Annotated in this window: 18 protein-coding genes; 9 read left to right on the top strand and 9 right to left on the bottom strand. The window is 68.8% G+C overall.

Translation table 11 applies throughout. The features are described 5' to 3' along the window. Positions 1–150: 150 nt before the first annotated feature. From sufC to B5F79_RS03020, 6 genes are read left to right on the top strand one after another with little or no spacing between them, the layout of a single operon-like run. Positions 151–960 (top strand): Fe-S cluster assembly ATPase SufC, encoded by an 810-nt coding sequence (sufC, locus tag B5F79_RS03045; RefSeq protein ID WP_087217436.1) that lies wholly within the window; start codon positions 151–153, stop codon positions 958–960. Then, positions 957–2,384, top strand: coding sequence for a Fe-S cluster assembly protein SufB (gene sufB, locus B5F79_RS03040; protein WP_087217435.1), 1,428 nt, complete (start codon positions 957–959; stop codon positions 2,382–2,384). Before sufC ends, sufB begins: the two co-directional genes overlap by 4 nt. Beyond that, positions 2,384–3,487, top strand: coding sequence for a SufB/SufD family protein (locus B5F79_RS03035; protein WP_087217434.1), 1,104 nt, complete (start codon positions 2,384–2,386; stop codon positions 3,485–3,487). Before sufB ends, B5F79_RS03035 begins: the two co-directional genes overlap by 1 nt. Next, the gene (locus B5F79_RS03030) at positions 3,487–4,722 is read left to right on the top strand and encodes an aminotransferase class V-fold PLP-dependent enzyme (RefSeq protein ID WP_087217433.1); all 1,236 of its coding nucleotides are present in this window, start codon (positions 3,487–3,489) and stop codon (positions 4,720–4,722) included. The genes B5F79_RS03035 and B5F79_RS03030 overlap by 1 nt, the downstream gene beginning before the upstream one ends. After that, a complete protein-coding gene (sufU, locus tag B5F79_RS03025; protein WP_087217432.1) occupies positions 4,709–5,146 on the top strand; it encodes a Fe-S cluster assembly sulfur transfer protein SufU in 438 nt (145 codons plus the stop codon). The genes B5F79_RS03030 and sufU overlap by 14 nt, the downstream gene beginning before the upstream one ends. Positions 5,147–5,194: 48 nt before the next feature. Next, a complete protein-coding gene (locus B5F79_RS03020) occupies positions 5,195–5,635 on the top strand; it encodes an RrF2 family transcriptional regulator (protein WP_087217431.1) in 441 nt (146 codons plus the stop codon). Between the two features lie 77 nt (positions 5,636–5,712). Here the strand turns inward: B5F79_RS03020 and B5F79_RS03015 are convergent, their stop codons facing one another. The 7 genes from B5F79_RS03015 to fba form a co-directional block, all read right to left on the bottom strand. Next, on the bottom strand, positions 5,713–7,281 hold the full coding sequence (locus B5F79_RS03015) for a serine hydrolase domain-containing protein (RefSeq protein ID WP_087217430.1): 1,569 nt from the start codon (positions 7,279–7,281) through the stop codon (positions 5,713–5,715). Continuing rightward, on the bottom strand, positions 7,268–7,435 hold the full coding sequence (locus B5F79_RS10950) for a hypothetical protein (RefSeq protein ID WP_158094825.1): 168 nt from the start codon (positions 7,433–7,435) through the stop codon (positions 7,268–7,270). The genes B5F79_RS03015 and B5F79_RS10950 overlap by 14 nt, the downstream gene beginning before the upstream one ends. Beyond that, entirely contained in the window at positions 7,435–8,727 is a 1,293-nt protein-coding gene (dltD, locus tag B5F79_RS03010; RefSeq protein ID WP_087217429.1) for a D-alanyl-lipoteichoic acid biosynthesis protein DltD, read from the bottom strand. Before dltD ends, B5F79_RS10950 begins: the two co-directional genes overlap by 1 nt. Further along, on the bottom strand, positions 8,727–8,981 hold the full coding sequence (dltC, locus tag B5F79_RS03005) for a D-alanine--poly(phosphoribitol) ligase subunit DltC (RefSeq protein WP_087217428.1): 255 nt from the start codon (positions 8,979–8,981) through the stop codon (positions 8,727–8,729). The genes dltD and dltC overlap by 1 nt, the downstream gene beginning before the upstream one ends. Next, positions 8,974–10,164, bottom strand: a complete 1,191-nt coding sequence (dltB, locus tag B5F79_RS03000; RefSeq protein ID WP_087217427.1) for a D-alanyl-lipoteichoic acid biosynthesis protein DltB — start codon at positions 10,162–10,164, stop codon at positions 8,974–8,976. Before dltB ends, dltC begins: the two co-directional genes overlap by 8 nt. Before the next feature lie 6 nt (positions 10,165–10,170). Continuing rightward, on the bottom strand, positions 10,171–11,748 hold the full coding sequence (locus tag B5F79_RS02995; protein WP_087217426.1) for an amino acid adenylation domain-containing protein: 1,578 nt from the start codon (positions 11,746–11,748) through the stop codon (positions 10,171–10,173). 397 nt (positions 11,749–12,145) lie between these two features. Further along, positions 12,146–13,018, bottom strand: coding sequence for a class II fructose-1,6-bisphosphate aldolase (gene fba, locus B5F79_RS02990; RefSeq protein ID WP_087217425.1), 873 nt, complete (start codon positions 13,016–13,018; stop codon positions 12,146–12,148). 200 nt (positions 13,019–13,218) lie between these two features. On the opposite strand from fba, the gene B5F79_RS02985 reads away from it, so the two are divergent. Beyond that, the gene (locus tag B5F79_RS02985; RefSeq protein WP_087217424.1) at positions 13,219–14,070 is read left to right on the top strand and encodes a hypothetical protein; all 852 of its coding nucleotides are present in this window, start codon (positions 13,219–13,221) and stop codon (positions 14,068–14,070) included. 300 nt (positions 14,071–14,370) lie between these two features. Next, entirely contained in the window at positions 14,371–15,783 is a 1,413-nt protein-coding gene (locus tag B5F79_RS02980; RefSeq protein WP_087217423.1) for an aminopeptidase, read from the top strand. A 116-nt stretch (positions 15,784–15,899) separates the two neighbouring features. Here B5F79_RS02980 and B5F79_RS02975 read toward each other — a convergent pair whose 3' ends face one another. Both B5F79_RS02975 and B5F79_RS02970 read right to left on the bottom strand, forming a co-directional pair. Beyond that, positions 15,900–17,000, bottom strand: coding sequence for an MBL fold metallo-hydrolase (locus B5F79_RS02975; RefSeq protein WP_087217422.1), 1,101 nt, complete (start codon positions 16,998–17,000; stop codon positions 15,900–15,902). Next, the gene (locus tag B5F79_RS02970; protein WP_087217421.1) at positions 16,993–17,451 is read right to left on the bottom strand and encodes a YhcH/YjgK/YiaL family protein; all 459 of its coding nucleotides are present in this window, start codon (positions 17,449–17,451) and stop codon (positions 16,993–16,995) included. The genes B5F79_RS02975 and B5F79_RS02970 overlap by 8 nt, the downstream gene beginning before the upstream one ends. 133 nt (positions 17,452–17,584) lie before the next feature. Between B5F79_RS02970 and B5F79_RS02965 the strand changes: the two genes are divergently transcribed. Beyond that, positions 17,585–18,460: an Mrp/NBP35 family ATP-binding protein gene (locus tag B5F79_RS02965; protein ID WP_087217420.1), complete on the top strand. Its 876-nt coding sequence runs from the start codon at positions 17,585–17,587 to the stop codon at positions 18,458–18,460.

Here is an 18,460-nt window from a genome sequence, read left to right as displayed (position 1 = left end):
GATATATTGCGAAGCGCCCGTTTTTCTCGCCCCTACCCCTTGCCAGAAATTCCCTACTCATTAGTATGAATTAGGCGAAACAAGGCGCGGGCGCCGTCGGCCCCGCGAGGAGAGCGTGCGAGGGACCTCCTCGCACAAGAAAGGCAAACCATGGCTTCCCAGCTACTCAACGTGAGCGCCCTCTCTGCGGGCACCGAGGACAAGCCCATCCTGCACGGCGTCGACCTCACCGTGGGCGAGGGCGAGTGCCACGTCCTCATGGGCCCCAACGGCGCCGGCAAGTCCACGCTCGGCCACGTCATCATGGGCGACCCGGTCTACCGCGTGACCTCCGGCTCCATCACCTTCGACGGCCAGGACGTGACCGAGCTCACTGCCGACAAGCGCTCCCTCGCCGGCATCTTCCTCTCCTACCAGGCGCCCGTCGAGGTTCCCGGCGTGCCCCTCTACAGCTTCCTGCGCACGATCTGCCAGATGCGCCCCGAGCTCAAGACCACCGCGCGCAAGTTCCGCGCCCGCGTGGGCGAGATCGCCGACCAGCTCGAGCTCGACCAGAGCTTCCTCATGCGCGAGCTCAACGTCGGCTTCTCCGGCGGCGAGAAGAAGAAGATCGAGATGCTGCAGCTGCTGCTCCTGCAGCCCAAGCTCGCCATCCTCGACGAGACCGACTCCGGCCTCGACGTCGACGCCCTGGGCATCGTCTCCCGCGGCATCCAGGCGTATCGCGAGCAGGTCGGCGGCGCGCTCATCGTGATCACGCACAACACCCGCATCCTCGAGCGCCTGACCGTGGACCGCACGCACGTCATGGTCAAGGGCCGCATGGTGGCCGAGGGCCCCGCCGAGCTCATCGCGGACATCGACCGCAACGGCTTCGAGCGCTTCGAGCGCGGGGCCGGCCAGGACGACGCCTCGTGCGCCGAGTGCCCGGGCTGCCCCAAGGCGGGTGACGCCGAGTGAGCGACGAGCGCAGCAGAAGCCGCACGCAGGTCGCTGACGTCGATCGCTCCCTCTACGACTTCACCAAGTCCGAGGAGGGCTACGAGCGCTACGACGACGGCCTGACGCCGGAGATCGTCCGCGCGATCTCCGAGAAGAAGGACGAGCCGGAGTGGATGCTCGAGATGCGCCTGCGCGCGCTCGAGCTCTACCACGCGCGCCCGATGGCCCCCAACTGGGGCCCGAGCATCGCCGGGCTCGACCTGGACCACATCTCCACGTACGTCTCGCCCAAGACCAAGCAGGCCAAGAGCTGGGACGACGTGCCCGAGGACATCAAGGACACCTTCGAGCGCCTGGGCATCCCCGAGGCCGAGCGCGAGAGCCTCGCCGGCGTGGGCGCCCAGTACGACTCGGAGATCGTCTACCACAACATGCGCGAGGACGTGGCCAAGGAGGGCGTGGTCTACACCACGATCGAGGACGCCCTCCACGACCCCCAGTGGGAGCCCGTCGTGCGCGAGTACTTCGGCACGCTCATCCCGCCCACCGACCACAAGTTCGCGGCGCTGCACTACGCCGTGTGGTCGGGCGGCTCCTTCGTCTACGTGCCCGCCGGCGTGACGCTCCCCTACCCGCTGCAGAGCTACTTCCGCCTCAACGCGGCCGGCGCGGGTCAGTTCGAGCACACGCTCATCATCGTGGAGCCCGGCGCGGACCTGCACTTCATCGAGGGCTGCTCCGCGCCCAAGTACTATGAGGCCAACCTCCACGCCGGCGCCGTGGAGCTCTTCGTGAAGGACGGCGCGCGCCTGCGCTACTCCACGATCGAGAACTGGTCCAAGAACATGTACAACCTCAACACCAAGCGCGCCACCATCGGCGCGGACGCCAAGATGGAGTGGGTCTCCGGCAGCTTTGGCAGCCACGTGAGCTACCTCTACCCCACCACCATCATGGCGGGCGACCGCTCGAGCTGCGAGTTCACCGGCATCACCTTCGCCGGCGCCACGCAGGACCTCGACACCGGCTGCAAGGTGATCATGAACGGCGCGGACACCACCGCGTCCGTGAGCACGAAGTCCATCTCCAAGGACGGCGGCGTGAACACGTTCCGCAGCTCCGTGGTCATCGGCCGTCGCGCGGACCGCGCGCGCTGCTCCGTGAGCTGCCAGTCCCTCATGCTGGACGACATCTCCCGCTCCGACACCATCCCCGCGATGGACGTGCGCAACGCCACCGCGCAGGTGGGTCACGAGGCCACGATCGGCCGCATCTCGGACGACACCGTGCTCTACCTCATGAGCCGCGGCTGCTCCGAGGCCGAGGCGCGCACGCTCGTGGTCAACGGCTTTGCCAACCCCGTCTCCAAGGAGCTCCCGATGGAGTACGCCGTGGAGATGAACAACCTCATCAAGCTCGAGATGGAAGGGGCGATCGGATAATGGCCGAGAAGAACGTCGCGCTCGCCGCTGACGCCGCCTGCGCCGCGCCCGAGATCACCCTCGAGCGCGTCAACGTTGCCCCCGCGCAGACGTGGAACCGCCTGCGCACGAACGACATCACGCTCACGGTGCCCGCGCGCGGCCGCAAGGGCGACGTCTACTTCGCGCTGCCGCGCCTCTTCGAGGGCGTGGAGTGCGGCATGGGCCGCGAGGTCACCGACTGGGTCGAGTCCCAGGCCGTCGACGCCCGCTACGTCGAGGTCCCGCGCGGAACGCGCCGCGAGGAGCCCATCGTGGTCTGCGTGGACGCCGGGGCCGGCGACGTGGCCGACACGGGCGTCATGGTCCGCGAGGGCGCCGAGGCCACCATCGTCGTGGCCGCGGGCGCGGACGAGAAGGACGGCGAGGCCGGCACGTCCGCATCGCTCCTGCGCGTGATCGCCGAGGCCGGCGCGCACGTGCACCTGCACGAGTACGTGGCGGCGGGCGCCGACCAGCAGCACCTCGAGAGCGTGGGCATCACCTGCGGGCGCGACGCCCGCGTCGACGTGCACCAGTACCTGCTCGGCGGCGGTACCGTCGCCCTGGGCTTCGCCTGCGACCTCGCCGGCGATCGCGCGCGCATCGACCTCGGCTGCCGCTACCACGCCGGCGGCGCGGAGGTCCTGGACATCAACGAGGTCGTGCGCCAGCACGGGCGCAACACCCGCTCCGAGCTCGCCTACAACGGCGTGCTCGAGGACGCCGCGAAGAAGTCCCTGCGCACCACGATCGACCTCGTCCACGGCGCCAAGGGCGCCCAGGGCAACGAGGCCGAGACCGTGCTCGTGCTGGGCGACGACGTGGTCAACAAGACGCTTCCCACGATCCTCTGCGACGAGGACGACGTCGCCGGCAACCACGGCGCCACCATCGGCTCGGTGAGCCCCGAGCAGCTGGCGTTTCTCGCCAGCCGCGGCCTCTCCCGCGAGGACGCAGAGGCCCTCTTCGTGCGCGCCCTCTACGAGGACGCCCTCATGCACGCCCCCTGCGACGAGGCTCGTCTGTTAATTGGGGACAGTCCCCAATTAACAGAAACTTTTGATGAGGGCGAGGAGGCGTGATGGACATCCGGGAGAACCCCTATCGCGCCGACTTCCCGCTGCTGGCCGCGCACCCCGAGATCGCGTTTCTCGACAGCGCCGCCACCGCGCAGCGCCCCGCCTGCGCGCTCGACGCCCAGCGCCGCTTCTACGAGACCATGAACGCCAACCCCCTGCGCGGGCTCTACAGCCTCTCCGTGGAGGCCACCGCGGCCATCGCGGAGGTCCGCGCCCAGGTGGCGGCGCTCATCGATGCGCCCGACGCGCGCGACGTGGTCTTCACCCGCAACACGAGCGAGAGCCTCAACCTCGTGGCCAAGTCCTTCTCGCCCTGCGTCCTTGCGCCCGGCGACGAGGTGGCCATCACCATCATGGAGCACCACTCCAACCTCATCCCGTGGCAGGAGGCCTGCCGGGCGGCCGGTGCCACCCTGGTCTACCTCTACCCCGAGAAGGACGGCACCCTCACGGACGCGGAGATCGCCGAGAAGATTGGCCCGCGCACGCGCATCGTCTCCGCCGCGCACGTCTCCAACGTCATGGGCTGCGAGCTGCCCGTCCGCAAGCTGGCGGACGCCGCGCACGCCGTGGGCGCCGTGATGGTCGTGGACGCGGCGCAGTCCGTCCCGCACCTGCACGTGAGCGTGGACGAGCTGGGCGCGGACTTCCTCGCGTTCTCCGGCCACAAGGCGCTCGGCCCCATGGGCGTGGGCGTACTCTGGGGCCGCCACGAGCTCTTGGAGCAGATGCCGCCGATGCTCACCGGCGGCGAGATGATCGACTCCGTGCGCGAGCAGGACGCCACGTGGGCGCCCGTGCCCGAGAAGTTCGAGGCCGGCACGCAGGACGCCGCCGGCATCTACGCCACCGGCGCCGCGCTCGCCTACCTCACGAAGACCGCGGGCATCGACGCCGTGGCCGAGCGCGAGGCGGCGCTCGTGGCCTACGCGTTCGAGCGTCTGGCGGAGCTCGACTTCGTCGACCTCATCGGCCCCGCCGAGCCCGCGCGTCACCACGGCGTCATCAGCTTCAACGTGCACGGCGTCCACCCGCACGACGTGGCGAGCATCCTCGACGCCTCCGGCGTGTGCATCCGCGCCGGCCACCACTGCGCGCAGCCGCTGCTCGCGTGGCTCGGCGTGGAGAACCTCGCCTGCTGCCGCGCGAGCCTCGCCTTCTACAACGACACGTCCGACGTCGACCGCCTGGTCGACGGCCTCAAGCAGGTCTGGGGGATCTTCCATGGCAGTAACTGACCTCTACAACGCGGCCTTCATGGACCACGTCTCGCACCCCGACTACAAGTACCAGATGGAGGACGCCGACTGCAGCCACGAGGGCGTGAACCCCTCCTGCGGCGACGAGCTCACGTTCTCCGTGCGCTTTGCCGACGACGGCACCATCGAGGAGGCCGCGTTCACCGGCCACGGCTGCGCGATCTCCCAGGCGAGCGCGGACATCATGAGCGACCTCATGATCGACAAGACGCCCGAGGAGGCGCGCGAGCTCTGCGCCCTCTTCATGCGCATGGTGCGCGGCGAGGAGACCGACGAGGCGGCGCTCGACGCCCTCGAGGACGGCGTGCTGCTGCGCGACATCGCGCACATGCCCGCGCGCGTGAAGTGTGCCGAGCTGGCCTGGCGCACGCTCGACGAAATGCTCGAGGCCCGCAACATGTAATTGAATGGTACGAAGGGACTGTCCCTTCGTACCATCGGAGGTGACGAGATGGCTGGAATGTTCTCGACCAAGGGAATGTACGCGCTGCGCGCGATGGCGGACCTCGCCGCGCACGACGGCTGGGTCTCGCTGGGCGACGTCTCGCGCCGGCAGAACATCTCGCGCAAGTATCTCGAGCAGGTCATCTCGCTCATGCACAAGGCCGGCTACGTCACGAGCCAGCGCGGCAAGGGCGGCGGCTACAAGCTCACCCGCAAGCCGGAGGACTACACCCTGGGCGAGCTCCTGCGCGCCGCGGAGGGATCGCTCGTGCCCGTGAGCTGCCTCGACTGCACCAACGAGGAGCTCTGCCCCAACCGGGAGAGCTGCACCACCGTGGACGTCTGGCGCGACCTCGGCCGCGTGACGTCGAGCTACCTCGACAGCCGGACGCTCGCCGATCTCATCCGCCCGGACGACGCGGGCCCCTGCACGGCAAAGCCCATCTAGCGCTGGCGAGAAGGACGTGCCGCTGCGAGGTTCTTCTCGCCCGGGCGCCCCTCGCCTGGCGTATGAACCAAAGTTCCTCATTCATCGCGCTCAAACGACCGCATACGGGCCGCGCGGGATGCCGAAACTGGTCGTTTGAGCGCGATGAACGCGGCGCGCACGACCCCGCCTGCCAAAAGTAGCCCGCAGCAGGCGAGAAGAACGAGCGCCTGGTCCGGGTAGAAGTCGCAGAAGTCGCGCAGACGCATGCCCAGCTCCATCCGCGGCAGAAAGAGGAGCGAGGCCGGCAGCACCACGTGGAGCGCCACCTCCCACGCCGCCCCCAGGCTGCGCCGCCCGCGAAGCGCACAGGCCAGAGGCGCCGCGGCGGCGCACACGCACACCAGGTAGACAACGTTGTAGAGCGCATGCTCCGCCAGGAGCGCCGAGCCGTCGGGGACGTCCGCCGCTCCGCCCACCGCGATTGACGTCACCCCGTCAGCAAGCGAGAAGAACGCCTCGTTGCCACCGAACTCGTCGTTTCCGTCAGCTAGCACCACCACCCCGAGCGAGCGCCCGGGGATGATGCACATGCGGGCCACGTAGTTCTCCACCTGCCCGTCATGCGACATCACGAGCTCGCCGTCGTCCCAGGCGAACGTGGTCCACCCCATCCCGTAGTAGGTGTCCCCCGAGGGGTCGGGCACGCGCGAGAAGACCATCTGGTGCAGCGCGTCGGGCGAGAGGGCCCCCTCGCCGCTGTAGAGGTACATGCGCAGGTACGAGGCCATGTCATCGATGCTCGCGCGCACATAGCCCGAGGAGGGCCCACCCCAGGCGTCGTCTCCCCCCTCGTGCTCGAAGCCGTCGGCGACGTACGCGCCAAACCACGAGCGGTGCCCCGGTGCCTGCGGCGCACCGCCCGAGCCCGATCCGGCGGAGGCGTCGTCCATGCCTAGCGGGCCAAACACGTGCTCTCTCAGATAGGCATCAAAGCTCTGCCCGCTCACGTCCTCGACAATGCGCCCGAGCAGGTCGTAGTTCGCGTTGGCGTAGGAGAAGGTCCCGGCGCTCTCCCCCACGGACGCCTCGGCGAGTGACTCGTAGTACCCAAACCCGCTCGTCTGGTTGAGGAGGTCGCGAACCGTCACCGAGCCCGGGACTCCGAGCTCGGGTGCGTAGGCGCCGGCGGGGTCGTCCAGGGAGACGAGCCCCGCGTCCACGAGCTGCATCACGGCGACCGCCGTCATGGACTTGGAGAGTGACCCCACGAGAAACGTCTGGTCGGCTCCCGTCACGTCACCCAGGCAGCGCAGGTAGCGCACGCCGTCGGCGTCCACCACCGCCACGGCCGCCCCCGGCATGCCGCACGCGGGAAAGGCCTCGTCGAGATATCCGTCCAGGAGGCCCGCGAGCTCCGCGCCGTCCGGCTCCAGCCCGGGAGCCGTTGCACCCGAGTCCGTGGGGTCGAGCTCGGGCTCCTCGATCCACGCGACCTCCTCCTCGGAGAGACCCGGGTCGCCGATGTCGTCTGGGGCGGGAAGGAGCGCCTCGTCCGCTCGGGCGGCGCAGGGCGAGAGGAGCGCGAGCACGAGCGACGCCACCAGCGCCGCCGCGCGCGGGACCTCACGGAGCGCGCGACGCCTTTCTTCCCTAGAAGCTGTCATAGATGAACTGCACCGGACCCGCGAGGCCAGAGAAGACCTCGAACCACACGACCAGCGCCACGAGCGCCACCACGGCGAGAAATGCGCCGACCGGCGCCCAGCGAGCCAGGTGCGCCAGGTTCTTCTCGCCAGCCGCGTTCTGCTTATCTGTCATCACGCATCGCCTCCCGAGGAGCCCGCGAGTCCCGGGACGTCCCCAAAGTCGGCGCCACCCAGGAAATCGTCGTCGCACCCGTTCACGAAGTCGTAGAACGCCCGCTCGATGCGAACCCAGCCCACCCAGCCGGGGTGCACCGTGTCGCATAGGAAGTACCGCTCGTACTCACAGCTCGAGAAGTCGGCATAGGCCGCCCCCGCTTCGTCGCAGACGTCTCGGACGCGCTGGTAGTAGGCAGCCCGCTCGGAGACGGAAACGTCGGCGAGGTCGTACCAGGGGCCGTGGACCGGCAGGATGCACACCATGGGATCGAGGCCCAGCTCGTCGCACACGTCAAGCAGGCACGCGAGGTCGGCGTACTCGGAGTCAGCCTCGTGGAAGTTCTCGAAGAGCTCGGGCATGTACTGGTGGTTGCGCTCCCAGTAGTCGTCGTAGACGCCGTAGTCGTTGCTGGCGCTGGCGGCGGCGCCCTCCGAGCGCGCCTCCGCGAGCAGGGCATCCCAGTCGGGCTCTCCGGTGGGCTCCCCCGCCGTGCGCGCGGGGCTCTTCGAGGGAGCCAGGCTCACGATGTTGGGGACCTGCGAGCGCAGGCGCCAGCTGTCGGCGAGCGAGAAGAACCAGTCGTCGACGGCGTCGAGCGGGGTGTCATGGGACGCGGCGGCAAGCTGGCCCTCATCCACGCCCAGCTCCTGGCAGCGCCGCCGCACGTAAGCCTTGGTGTCGTCGGAGATGCCCGGGTTCTGCGCGAATGCCCGATAGAGCGAGTATGAGAACTTGCTCTCGAACTTGTCCTGATCTCCGTTGCCCTTGAAGAACCACTGCGGGGAGACCACGATCATGATCTTCTTGTTCCTGACGCGGCTTCCGTAGGCCCCGGCGGCAATTGCCTGCCAGAGCGACTGGTCGTAGCCCTGACCCACGAACGTCATGTCCACGCCCGTCACGTTCTCCCCGAAGACGGCCTGCGGACACATGCTCACCTTGTCCTTGGAGATGTAGAACTCCGAGGAGCCGAGGCAGAGGTGGGAGTCATCCGACATGTTCGCGAGGACGAAGTCGGCGTTCTCCGACTTGCCGTCGGCGTAGACGTAGTCGTAGAGCTTCGTTGGGTCGGCGGGCCCGTTGCCCGGCAGCAGCGCGTCTAAGGCGAGCAGCCCCACGCCGGCAAGGACGAGCCCCGCCATGACCCCCAGGAGCAGTCGCGTCCCGGGTCCCAGGCGGTGGCGGGATCGTGCCGTGACGCCACCGGTCCCACGGCTCTTCTCGCCGCTGTCCTTCTCGCCGCGCATCACGCCACCCGCTTCTCCACCTGCTCGACGATCTTGTTGGGCGTGTTCATCTCCGAGCGGGGGACCTCCGTGGGGGCGATGGACACCCCAAACTCGTCCTCGATGCCCACAAGGAGCTCGATGGCTCCCATCGAGTCGAGCAGCCCCAGCTCGAAGAGGTCGTCGTCGAGATGGTCGTGCACCGCGGGGTCCCCGCACACCTCCTCGAGCAGAGACAGCGTCCGCTCCCTCACCGACTCAGTCGCGTCACCCATTGAGAGCTCCCTTCACGAGATAGGAAACCTGACCGGAAAAGATCGCAAAGCCCAGCATGACCAGCTGGAGCGTCACGAACCACATGAGGGCGCGCATCCAGCGGTCGCGCCGGTGCGCGCGGTAGAACCCGGAGCGCTTCTGAAGCCACTCGTTGCCGGCGAGAAGGACCCCGTGGTAGAGGCCGTAGCCGAGGTAGTCCGCCGTGAGCCCGTGCCAGCAGCCCATGGCGAGCATGTCGGCCACAAAGCCCACCTGGGCCACGCGCACGCGGTCGCGCGCCCAGCGCCAGCCGCGCCGGCGCCCGCGCAGCATGAGCGTGCGCGTGAGGCGCATGAACACGAAGTCCCTGAACCACGTGGAGAGCGTGATGTGCCAGCGGTTCCAGAAGTCGATGACGTCGGACGCCAGAAACGGCGCGCGGAAGTTGCGCGGGCAGCGGATGCCCAGGCAGTAGCTCGCGCCCATGGCCATGAGGCTGTAGCCGGCAAAGTCGAAGAAGAGGTAGGCGGCGTAGGCGTAGGTGATGCGCACCTGGTTGGCAAGCTCCGCGAGGAAGGGCCCGTCGCCCCAGGGCTCGAGCACCCACCAGCGCTGCGCGAGCTGGGCGAGCACCAGCTTGTAGCCCATGCCGGCGAGCAGGAGCAGGATGCCGCGGGCGAGCATGCCGGCATACTCGTCTTGCGGGGGCACGCGATGGGCGTCCGCGAGGAAGCGGCGGCTGCGGTCGATGGGGCCCGAGGTGAACTGCGGGAAGAAGAGCAGGAAGCTCAGGTAGTCGAGAAGGCCCAGCTCGTCGCGGCCGATGAGCCCGTCGTGCACCTCGAAGACCACCTGGAGCGCCTTGAACGTCACGTAGGAGATGCCCGCGAAGCCCCAGAGCGAGACGCTGCTCGCGGTGAGCTTGTAGACCACGAGCGGCAGCATCGTGAGTCCGGCGGACGCATAGAAGAGCTGCTGGTCACCCGGGTTGCCCGCCAGAACCACCACGCAGACGCGCGCCACGCAAAGAAACGTAATGAGCGCCACGGTCTGAGGTCCTGAGCCCAGCAGACAGGCGAGAAACACGACAGACGTCACGAGACCCCAGCGCTGGAGCGAGTGCCCCGTCAGGCCGAGCACGGCCGCCACCGCCACCACGGCGGCGAGAAGCACGAAGAACGCTGGGTCGGCGAAGAACTCCACCTCGGGTCACCCACGGCTCGCAAGGGCGCGACGGTCGACCTTGTCGTTGGCCGTGAGCGGCATCTCGTCGATCACGCGCACGCGTCGGGGAACCATGTAGGCGGGCAGGGTACGGGCGAGCTCGGCCCGGAGGATGCGGGAGAGCTCGAAGTCCGCCCGGCCTCCCTCGGCGTCGCGCACCAGAGAGCGCTCGGCCGGGTCCAGCACCACATACGCGCTGAGGCTGCTCGTGCGCCCGCGGCTCTCGCGCGGGACCACCGCCGCCTGCTCGACCCCGGGGATGGCCTCGAGGGCGCCCTCGACCTCGGTGAGCTCGATGCGGTAGCCGCTCACCTTGACGAGGGAGTCGAGGCGACCCTCGCAGTGCAGGGCCCCCTCCGCGTCGAGGTGCCCCAGGTCGCCCGTCCGGTACCCGCGCGACGGCGTGCCGTCCGAAAGGCGCGTCTCGAAGAACGCCTCAGCGGTCCTCTCCGGGTTCTCGTAGTAGCCCTTGGCGACGGTGTCACCGTAGATGAGGATCTCGCCCGTCTCTCCTGCGGGAAGGGCCTCCCCCGTCTCGTGGTCGACGATCCTGAGCTCGGTGCCCGGGCGCGGCAAGCCCACCGGCAGTGGGGCGGGGTCGGCAAGCTCCGCGTCGCCTATCTCGCCATACGTCACCGCGACCGTGGACTCGGTGGGACCGTAGGTGTTGGCCACGATCGCTTGGGGGAAGCGCTCTCGCAGCGCCTCTGCCGTGGTGTGGTGGAGGGTCTCCCCGCAGAAGAGGAAGAGCCCGAGGCGCGGCAGGAGGCGCTCGTCAAAGCTCGGGTCGGCGAGGCAGAGGTCCGCGAAGGACGGCGTGGAGACCCAGACCTCGACGCCCGACGTCGCGAGAGTCGAGAAGAGCGCCGCAAAGTCAAGGTCGCCGGCCCCCTCCACCGCGCAGAGGCACCCACCGGTGGCGAGCGCGCCCACGAGCTCGTACTCGGAGAGGTCGAAGGAGTAGTGCGCCTGGTCGAGGAAGGCCCGGTGCCCGTCGCGGATGACGGGGAAGGTCACGAGCCAGCGCATGAACGCGGCCACGTTGTCAGCCGTCACCTCGATCCCCTTGGGGCGTCCCGTGGAGCCCGACGTGAAGATCACGTACTGCGTCTCGTTCCCGCTGACCCACGCGTCACGCCCGGGGACCACGCCGATGACGCCCTCGGTGAGCGAGCGGGCGTCAAGCATCGTGCAGGCGGGGATGGCCGTACGCAGCGACTTGGGAACAGGGCAGGTGGAGAGCAGGGTGGGATAGGGCATCTGGCCCGCGATGTCGCGGACGCGCGCGACGGGCAGGTCGGCGTCCACGGGGGCGTAGGCGTGACCGCTCGCCAGACACGCGAGCATGGCGGCAACGGTGAGGGCATCCTTTCTGCCCAGCACGATGATCGGGTCCTTCCCCGCAACGTGCTCGCCGATGCCCGCCGCAAGGTCGAGCACGTTCGTCCAGAGCTCGCCGTAGGACGTCACGCTCCCGTCACTCGCCCTGAACGCCGGCGCCCCCGGCTCGAGCGTCGCGGTTTTCTCAACGGCCTCCAGAAGGGCGTTTCCCGACGTCTCCATGACCAATCCTCCCCCTTGCCTCGCGTCTCACGGGCATGGTAGGCCCGAGAGCGGGGCGAGGGGACGCCGCCCGCACATCAGCACAATGGAGCGAGAAAGAATAGGCTAGCCTGAAAGGACGGCTAAAGGAAGGTGTCCCCTCCGTTTCCACATGACGAGGCCCATGTTCTTCTCGCCGGGGCGCAACGAGGCGGGCCACGGGCACGCGGACTCCCCGTCCGACGTCCATCGCGCTCAAACGACCAAAACCAAGGCAGCCGACAAGCCGAACGTGGTCGTCTGAGCGCGATGAACACCAGCCTCCGATGAACGCCCGCGCGACACAGCAAGGCGCCCGGCCCCGCGCGCTGCGGGACCGGGCGTCGGCGTTACCTATGCGGCGAGCGCGTGCCTCTTGTTACGCCCAGCACTTGCCCTCGGAGCCAAACTCGACGATGAGCTCCTTGGTGCGCTCGACGATGGCGTCGCGGCCCGGCTTGAGGAGCTTGCGCGGGTCGTAGCCCTTGCCCTGCTGGTCCTTGCCGGCCTCGATGTACTTGCGAGTAGCCTCGGCGAAGACGACCTGGAGGTCGGTGTTGACGTTGATCTTGGAGATGCCGAGGGAGATGGCCTTCTGGATCTGCTCGACGGGGATGCCGGTGCCACCGTGGAGGACGAGCGGCAGGTCGCCGGTCAGGGCCTTGATCTCGCCCAGGCGCTCGAAGGAGAGGCCGGCCCAGTTCTCGGGATAGATGCCGTGGATGTTGCCGATGCCGCAGGCGAGGAAGTCGACGCCCAGGTCGGCGATGGCCTTGCACTGCTGGGGGTCGGCGAGCTCACCGTTGGAGGCGACGCCGTCCTCGACGCCACCGATGCCGCCGACCTCGGCCTCGACGGAGATGCCCTTGGCGTGGGCGGCCTTGACGACCTCCTCGGTGCGCTTGAGGTTGAGGTCGAAGGTCTCCTCGTGGGAGCCGTCGTACATGACGGAGGTGAAGCCGGCCTCGATGCACTTGAAGACGTCCTCGTAGGTGCCGTGGTCGAGGTGCAGGGCCACGGGCACGGTGATGTTCTTGTCCTCGACGAGCTGCTTCACGATGTCAGCCACGACCTTGTAGCTGATCTGCCACTTGGCGGCACCGCTCGTGCACTGGATAATGACCGGGGACTGCAGCTCCTCGGCGGCGTCGAGGATCGAGGACGCCCACTCAAGGTTGTTGGTGTTGAAGGCGCCCACGGCGTAGTGGCCCTTGGCCGCGGCCTGGAGCATGGCAGTAGCGTTGACGAGCATGTTGACCTCCATACGTGTTGGAAAACCCGGAAGGACAGTACGCATAGATGATACCGCGTCGTGCCGGGGAAATCGGTCTCACAGACATATTTTGGGGAAACGGCATGTTAGGTCTTCGTGTGCCGGACCATTGCGGCGCCGCAATGGGTACATGATGACAATGGTGCCAGGGTACTTTGTCAGGTTCTGGAGGGAGATGCATGGACGAGAAGAACGCGCGCTCGAGAGGCCTCCTGGGCGAATTCTCCGTCTCGCAAATCGTGGCGACCGGCCTTGCGGCGGCCACGTCCTTCGCGCTGTCCGCGCAGATCGGCATCGCGGGCTCCATCATAGGAGCGGTCATCGGCGCCGTTGCGTCGAGCGTTGCCACGCAGGTGTATCGCAACATCCTCTCCGCCTCCGCCGAGAAGATTCGCTCCATCGCCCCGGACGTGACCACCCGGGTGACCCCCACGGAGAGGACCCGCGTCATGCCCGCGCCCACGCCCGCGGACGAGACGGCGCGCGTCGCGGCGTCCGGCACCCCCATCGCTCCGCTTGAGCTCTCCGAGGCCGCGCGCGGTCGCGAGCGGGCGCGCCTGGCGCGGCGCGTGGCCGTGTTCGCCGCGCTCGCCGCCGTAGCGGTGGTGCTGGTTTACGCGCTGGTGGTGAGCCTCGCCACGCGCGGCGAGGGCATAGGGCCGAGCCTCGCGCCCAGCTCGCCGAGCACGGTCGAGGAGCCGGAGCCGGAGAGCCCCGCCCCCGAGGAAGGGGTCCCGGAGGAGCCCGGGCAGCCGACCGAGCCCGCAGAGGAGCCGTCCGAACCCGAGGGCGACGCCGGAACAACCGACACCGGCAACGACCAGACGAGCACAGACGCCCCCTCCGGTGAGGCGCCGACCGGCGGCGACAGCCAGACGGGGGACTCCGCGAGCCCGGATTCGGCTCCGGACCCCGGCGCGGACCCCGACGCGGGCACTGAGACAGGCTCAGGAGGAGCAACGGGCGAAGGCGCGACCAACGGAACGGGCGCGAGCGCCGATTCCGGGTCGTCCTCGTCGGCAGGCAATTAGTCCCGCATTAACTTCATACGTTTGCACGTGTGCTAGGACAGGGCGTCTCATTTTGAGGGTAGTTTGAGAGAGCCCTGCCAAGTACTACCCCAGGGGTGTCAATTCATCTACCTGCGCAAACTCGAGGCTAAGACGATTCGATACTCAGTGGGGCCTCCGCGAAATACCCTCAAAACGGAGGGCAAGGACGCATCCGCGGTTCTTCGGTGGCGTCGGCACAAATGAGTGGCCCCCGACACTCCGTTCGCCTAGAATCCTGTACCGTTCGTCTGTTATGTAAACCACGATGAAAGGAGCCCCATGGAGCGTCCCAACGCCTGGAAGGGCTACGGCGAGGAGCAGCTCGCCGCGCTGAACAGCCTCTGCGAGGACTACAAGACCTTCATCTCCGACAACAAGACCGAGCGCGAGTGCGTCACCGCGTCCGTCGAGCTGGCCCGCGCCGCCGGCTACGAGTGCCTCGACGAGCGCATCAAGTCCGGCGAGCCCCTCAAGCCCGGCGACAAGGTCTACGCCGTCAACCGCGGCAAGAGCCTCATGCTCGTCCACCTGGGCACCGCGCCGCTGACCGAGGGCGTGAACATCCTCGGCGCGCACGTCGACTCCCCCCGCCTGGACGTCAAGCAGGACCCCGTGGAGGAGAAGAACGAGCTCGTCACCCTTGACACCCACTACTACGGCGGCATCAAGAAGTACCAGTGGGTCGCCATGCCGCTCGCCATCCACGGCGTCGTGGCCAAGAAGGACGGCAGCGTCGTGAACGTGGTCATTGGCGAGAAGGCCGACGACCCCGTCTTCTGCATCTCCGACCTGCTCCCCCACCTCGGCTCCCAGCAGATGACCAAGAAGGCCACCGAGGTCATCGAGGGCGAGATGCTCGACGTGCTGGTGGGCAACCGTCCCATCGTCGTGAGCGCCGACGCAGATGACGACAAGGACTCCGACGCCGAGAAGAGCCCGGTCAAGGCCGGCGTGCTCGGCATCCTGCGCGACACCCTCGGCATCGACGAGGAGGACCTCCTCTCCGCCGAGCTCGAGATCGTGCCCGCCGGCGCCGCCCGCGACCTGGGCCTCGATCGCTCGATGATCCTCGGCTACGGCCAGGACGACCGCGTCTGCGCCTACACGAGCCTCGTCGCGCAGCTTCAGTGCGAGGCCCCCGCGCGCACCGCGGTGACCCTGCTCGTGGACAAGGAGGAGATCGGCTCCGTGGGCGCCACCGGCATGACGAGCCACTTCTTCGAGGACGCCATGGCCGAGGTCCTCGAGCTCGCCGGCGAGGGCGGCGCCCTCGCGCTGCGCCGCTGCCTCGCGCGCTCCAACATGCTCTCGAGCGACGTCTCGGCCGCCTTCGACCCCGCGTTCGCGAGCGTCTTCGAGCCGAAGAACTCCTGCTACCTGGGTCACGGCCTCACGTTCAACAAGTACACCGGCCGCGCCGGCAAGGGCGGCTCCAACGACGCCGACGCCGAGTACGTGGCCACCATCCGCCGCGTGATGGACGAGGGCGGCGTGGCCTGGCAGACCGCCGAGCTCGGCAAGGTCGACGCGGGCGGCGGCGGCACGATCGCCTACATCCTCGCCGTCTACGGCATGAACGTCATCGACTGCGGCGTGCCCGTGCTCTCCATGCACGCGCCTTGGGAGGCCACGAGCAAGGCCGACGTCTACGAGGCGTACCGCGGCTACCGCGAGTTCCTCAAGCTGGCGTAGGCACGGCCCCAGACGCACGTAACGCAGGCGCCCCGCCCTTCTCGATGTGCCGAGAAGAGCGGGGCGCCTCGTTGTGCCTTGCACTTGGGGGCGGGCCCGAGCGGCAAGCGCCGCGGCTACACGCCGGCCGGCCAGTACCTGCTCACGCCGTCCTCGCCACGCTCGCGGCGCACCGCCCCGGTGGCGACGAGGTGGTCCAGGTGCGCGATGCTCTCGGAGACGAGGAACCACCGCGTCATGGCCGGGGTCTCGGCCCAGCGGTCGAAGGGCGCGCGCCAGCCCATGGCGGGCACCAGCTCGAAGCCCGTCTGGCCCGGACGCTCCGCGATCGCGGCGAGCGCGCGGGCGCTCCTGCGCTCGTGGTGGCCGACGTTGGCGAGGCAGCGCTCGCTCACGTCGCTCTCCTGCAGGCCGTGACCCATGAACGCGTGCTCGATCCCCCTCCTTGCAAGGGCGCGAAGGGTCCCCAGCTGCTCGCCGATGGGATCTTCCCCCTCGCCCCAGAAGCCGATGCAGGTGGAGCACAGGAAGAGCACCGCGTCCCCCAGAAACGCCGTGCGCGTCTCCGGCTCCCAGAGCACGCACTGGCCCGTGGTGTGGCCCGGCGCGCTCACCACCTCGAAGCACCAGCGCCCGCAGCGCAGCTCGTCTCCGGGGCAGACCGTCGAGAACGCGATCTTCTCGGTCTCGAAGTTGACCACGTGGTCCCAGATCACGTCCGCGAGCTCGGCGGACTCGGCCGCACTCGCGCCCTCGGCGCTCATGCGCTCGACCATCTGGTCGCGCCACGCGGGCACGGCGAAGCGGCGCATGTCGCCGAGCACGCCCTCGGGGATGACCACGCGGGCGCCGGCCTCGGAGAGCTCGCGCGCGAGCCCGGTGTGGTCGATGTGGGCGTGCGTGCAGAAGAGCGTGGTTGCCTCGGGGTCCACCCCCAGGCCGAGGAGCGCCCGCATGAGGCGCGTGTCGTTCATGGGGTCGGGCGTCCCGGCGTCCACCACGAGGGCCTCGCCGCCGTCCATCACCACGAAGGCGTTGACGGAGGGCAGGAAGGTGTCGTGCATGAGGAGGTCGACGCGCCAGACCTCTGGCGCGTCGAGCACCCTGCTGCAGGTGAAGCCGTCCTCGTCCAGCGTGAAGCAGTTGGCGCCGCAGCCCTGGCCCCAGTCCGCGCCGGGGTCGGCGGCCTCGGGAACGGCGCCGGAGACGCTAGTCAACGAGCACCTTCACGCAGATCTTCTTGAGCGGGGCGGGCTCGCCCGGGCAGCAGCCCGGCTTGTGCGCGTCGCACGGGGGCGTGACCACGAGGTCTCCCTCGCGCAGGGTCACCCAGCCCTCGCGGTCGCCGGGCGTGTAGAGGCCAAAGTCGTCGGCCTCGGAGAACTCCCCCACCGGCGCGCACTCGGAGACGGGCGCCACGCCCAGAAGCTCCGTGCCGCTGATGACGAAGTGGATGTCGGCGTAGCGACGGTGCGCCTCGTAGTTCTTCTCGTCCGGGCGGACGGTGGTGATCTCCTGCACGTTGGCGAAGACCTCGTCGCCCATGATGTCGTGGCGGCCGGGCTCGAGGTCGGCCAGGTCCTCGCGGGCGAGGAAGGCCAGCGCCTTCTGGTAGCGCTCGGTGGAGAGGTCGTTGGCGGCGGCGTTGGCAAGCGACGTGAAGATCATGGCGGTGCTCCCTTCTCGTTGCGGCGCTCGACGCGCCGTTTACAACAGTATGGGCCATTGCCGCAGCCGAGCTTGGGTAGAATCGAGACGTTGCGCACACGCGCCGGCATACGGCGCAGGAGAGAGGAACAGCATGGAACAGAACGAGCAGGAGAGGCTCCGCCAGGAGGTCGACGAGGTGCTGCACGGCCAGAAGCAGCCCCAGGGCCCGGAGAAGTTCCCCCAGAACGACTACTCCAACGTCCGCCACGTCATCGGCGTGGTCTCGGGCAAGGGCGGCGTGGGCAAGTCGCTCGTGTGCGGCACGCTGGCCGTGGAGCTCGCGCGCCGCGGCGCCAAGGTCGGCATCCTGGACGCGGACGTCACCGGCCCCTCCATCCCCCGCATGATGGGCCTCGCCGGGGCGCGCGCCCGCGGCGTGGACGAGCTCATCGTCCCCGTGCTCACCAAGGGCGGCATCAGGGTCATGAGCGCCAACCTCGTCCTGGAGAACGAGACCGACCCCGTGATCTGGCGCGGGCCCGTGGTGGCCGGCGCCATCAAGCAGTTCTGGGAGGACTGCGCCTGGGGCGAGCTCGACTACCTGCTCGTGGACATGCCCCCGGGAACCGGCGACGTGCCCCTCACCGTCTTCCAGTCCCTGCCGGTCGACGGCATCGTGATCGTGAGCTCCCCGCAGGACCTCGTGCAGATGGTCGTGGGCAAGGCCGTGAACATGGCCAACATGATGCAGGTGCCCGTGCTCGGCCTCGTTGAGAACATGGCCTACGTCGAGTGCCCGCAGTGCGGCGAGAAGATCTACCCCTTCGGGCCGAGCCGCCTCGAGGAGACCGCGCAGGCCTTCGAGATCGAGGCGCTGGGCCAGCTGCCCATCGACCCCAAGATCGCCGAGGCGTGCGACACGGGCACCTTCGAGGACGAGCTCCCCGCAGGCACGCTCTCCGAGGCCGTCGACACGGTCGTGCGCGTGGCCGAGTTCGTGGACGCGCTGCGCGGGCAGGACGCGTAG

This window comes from Olsenella sp. An285 (genome assembly GCF_002159625.1).
Taxonomy (GTDB): domain Bacteria; phylum Actinomycetota; class Coriobacteriia; order Coriobacteriales; family Atopobiaceae; genus Thermophilibacter; species Thermophilibacter avicola.
The sequence above is the reverse complement of the archived record's forward strand: the minus strand, read 5'-3'. Positions and strand labels throughout refer to the sequence as shown.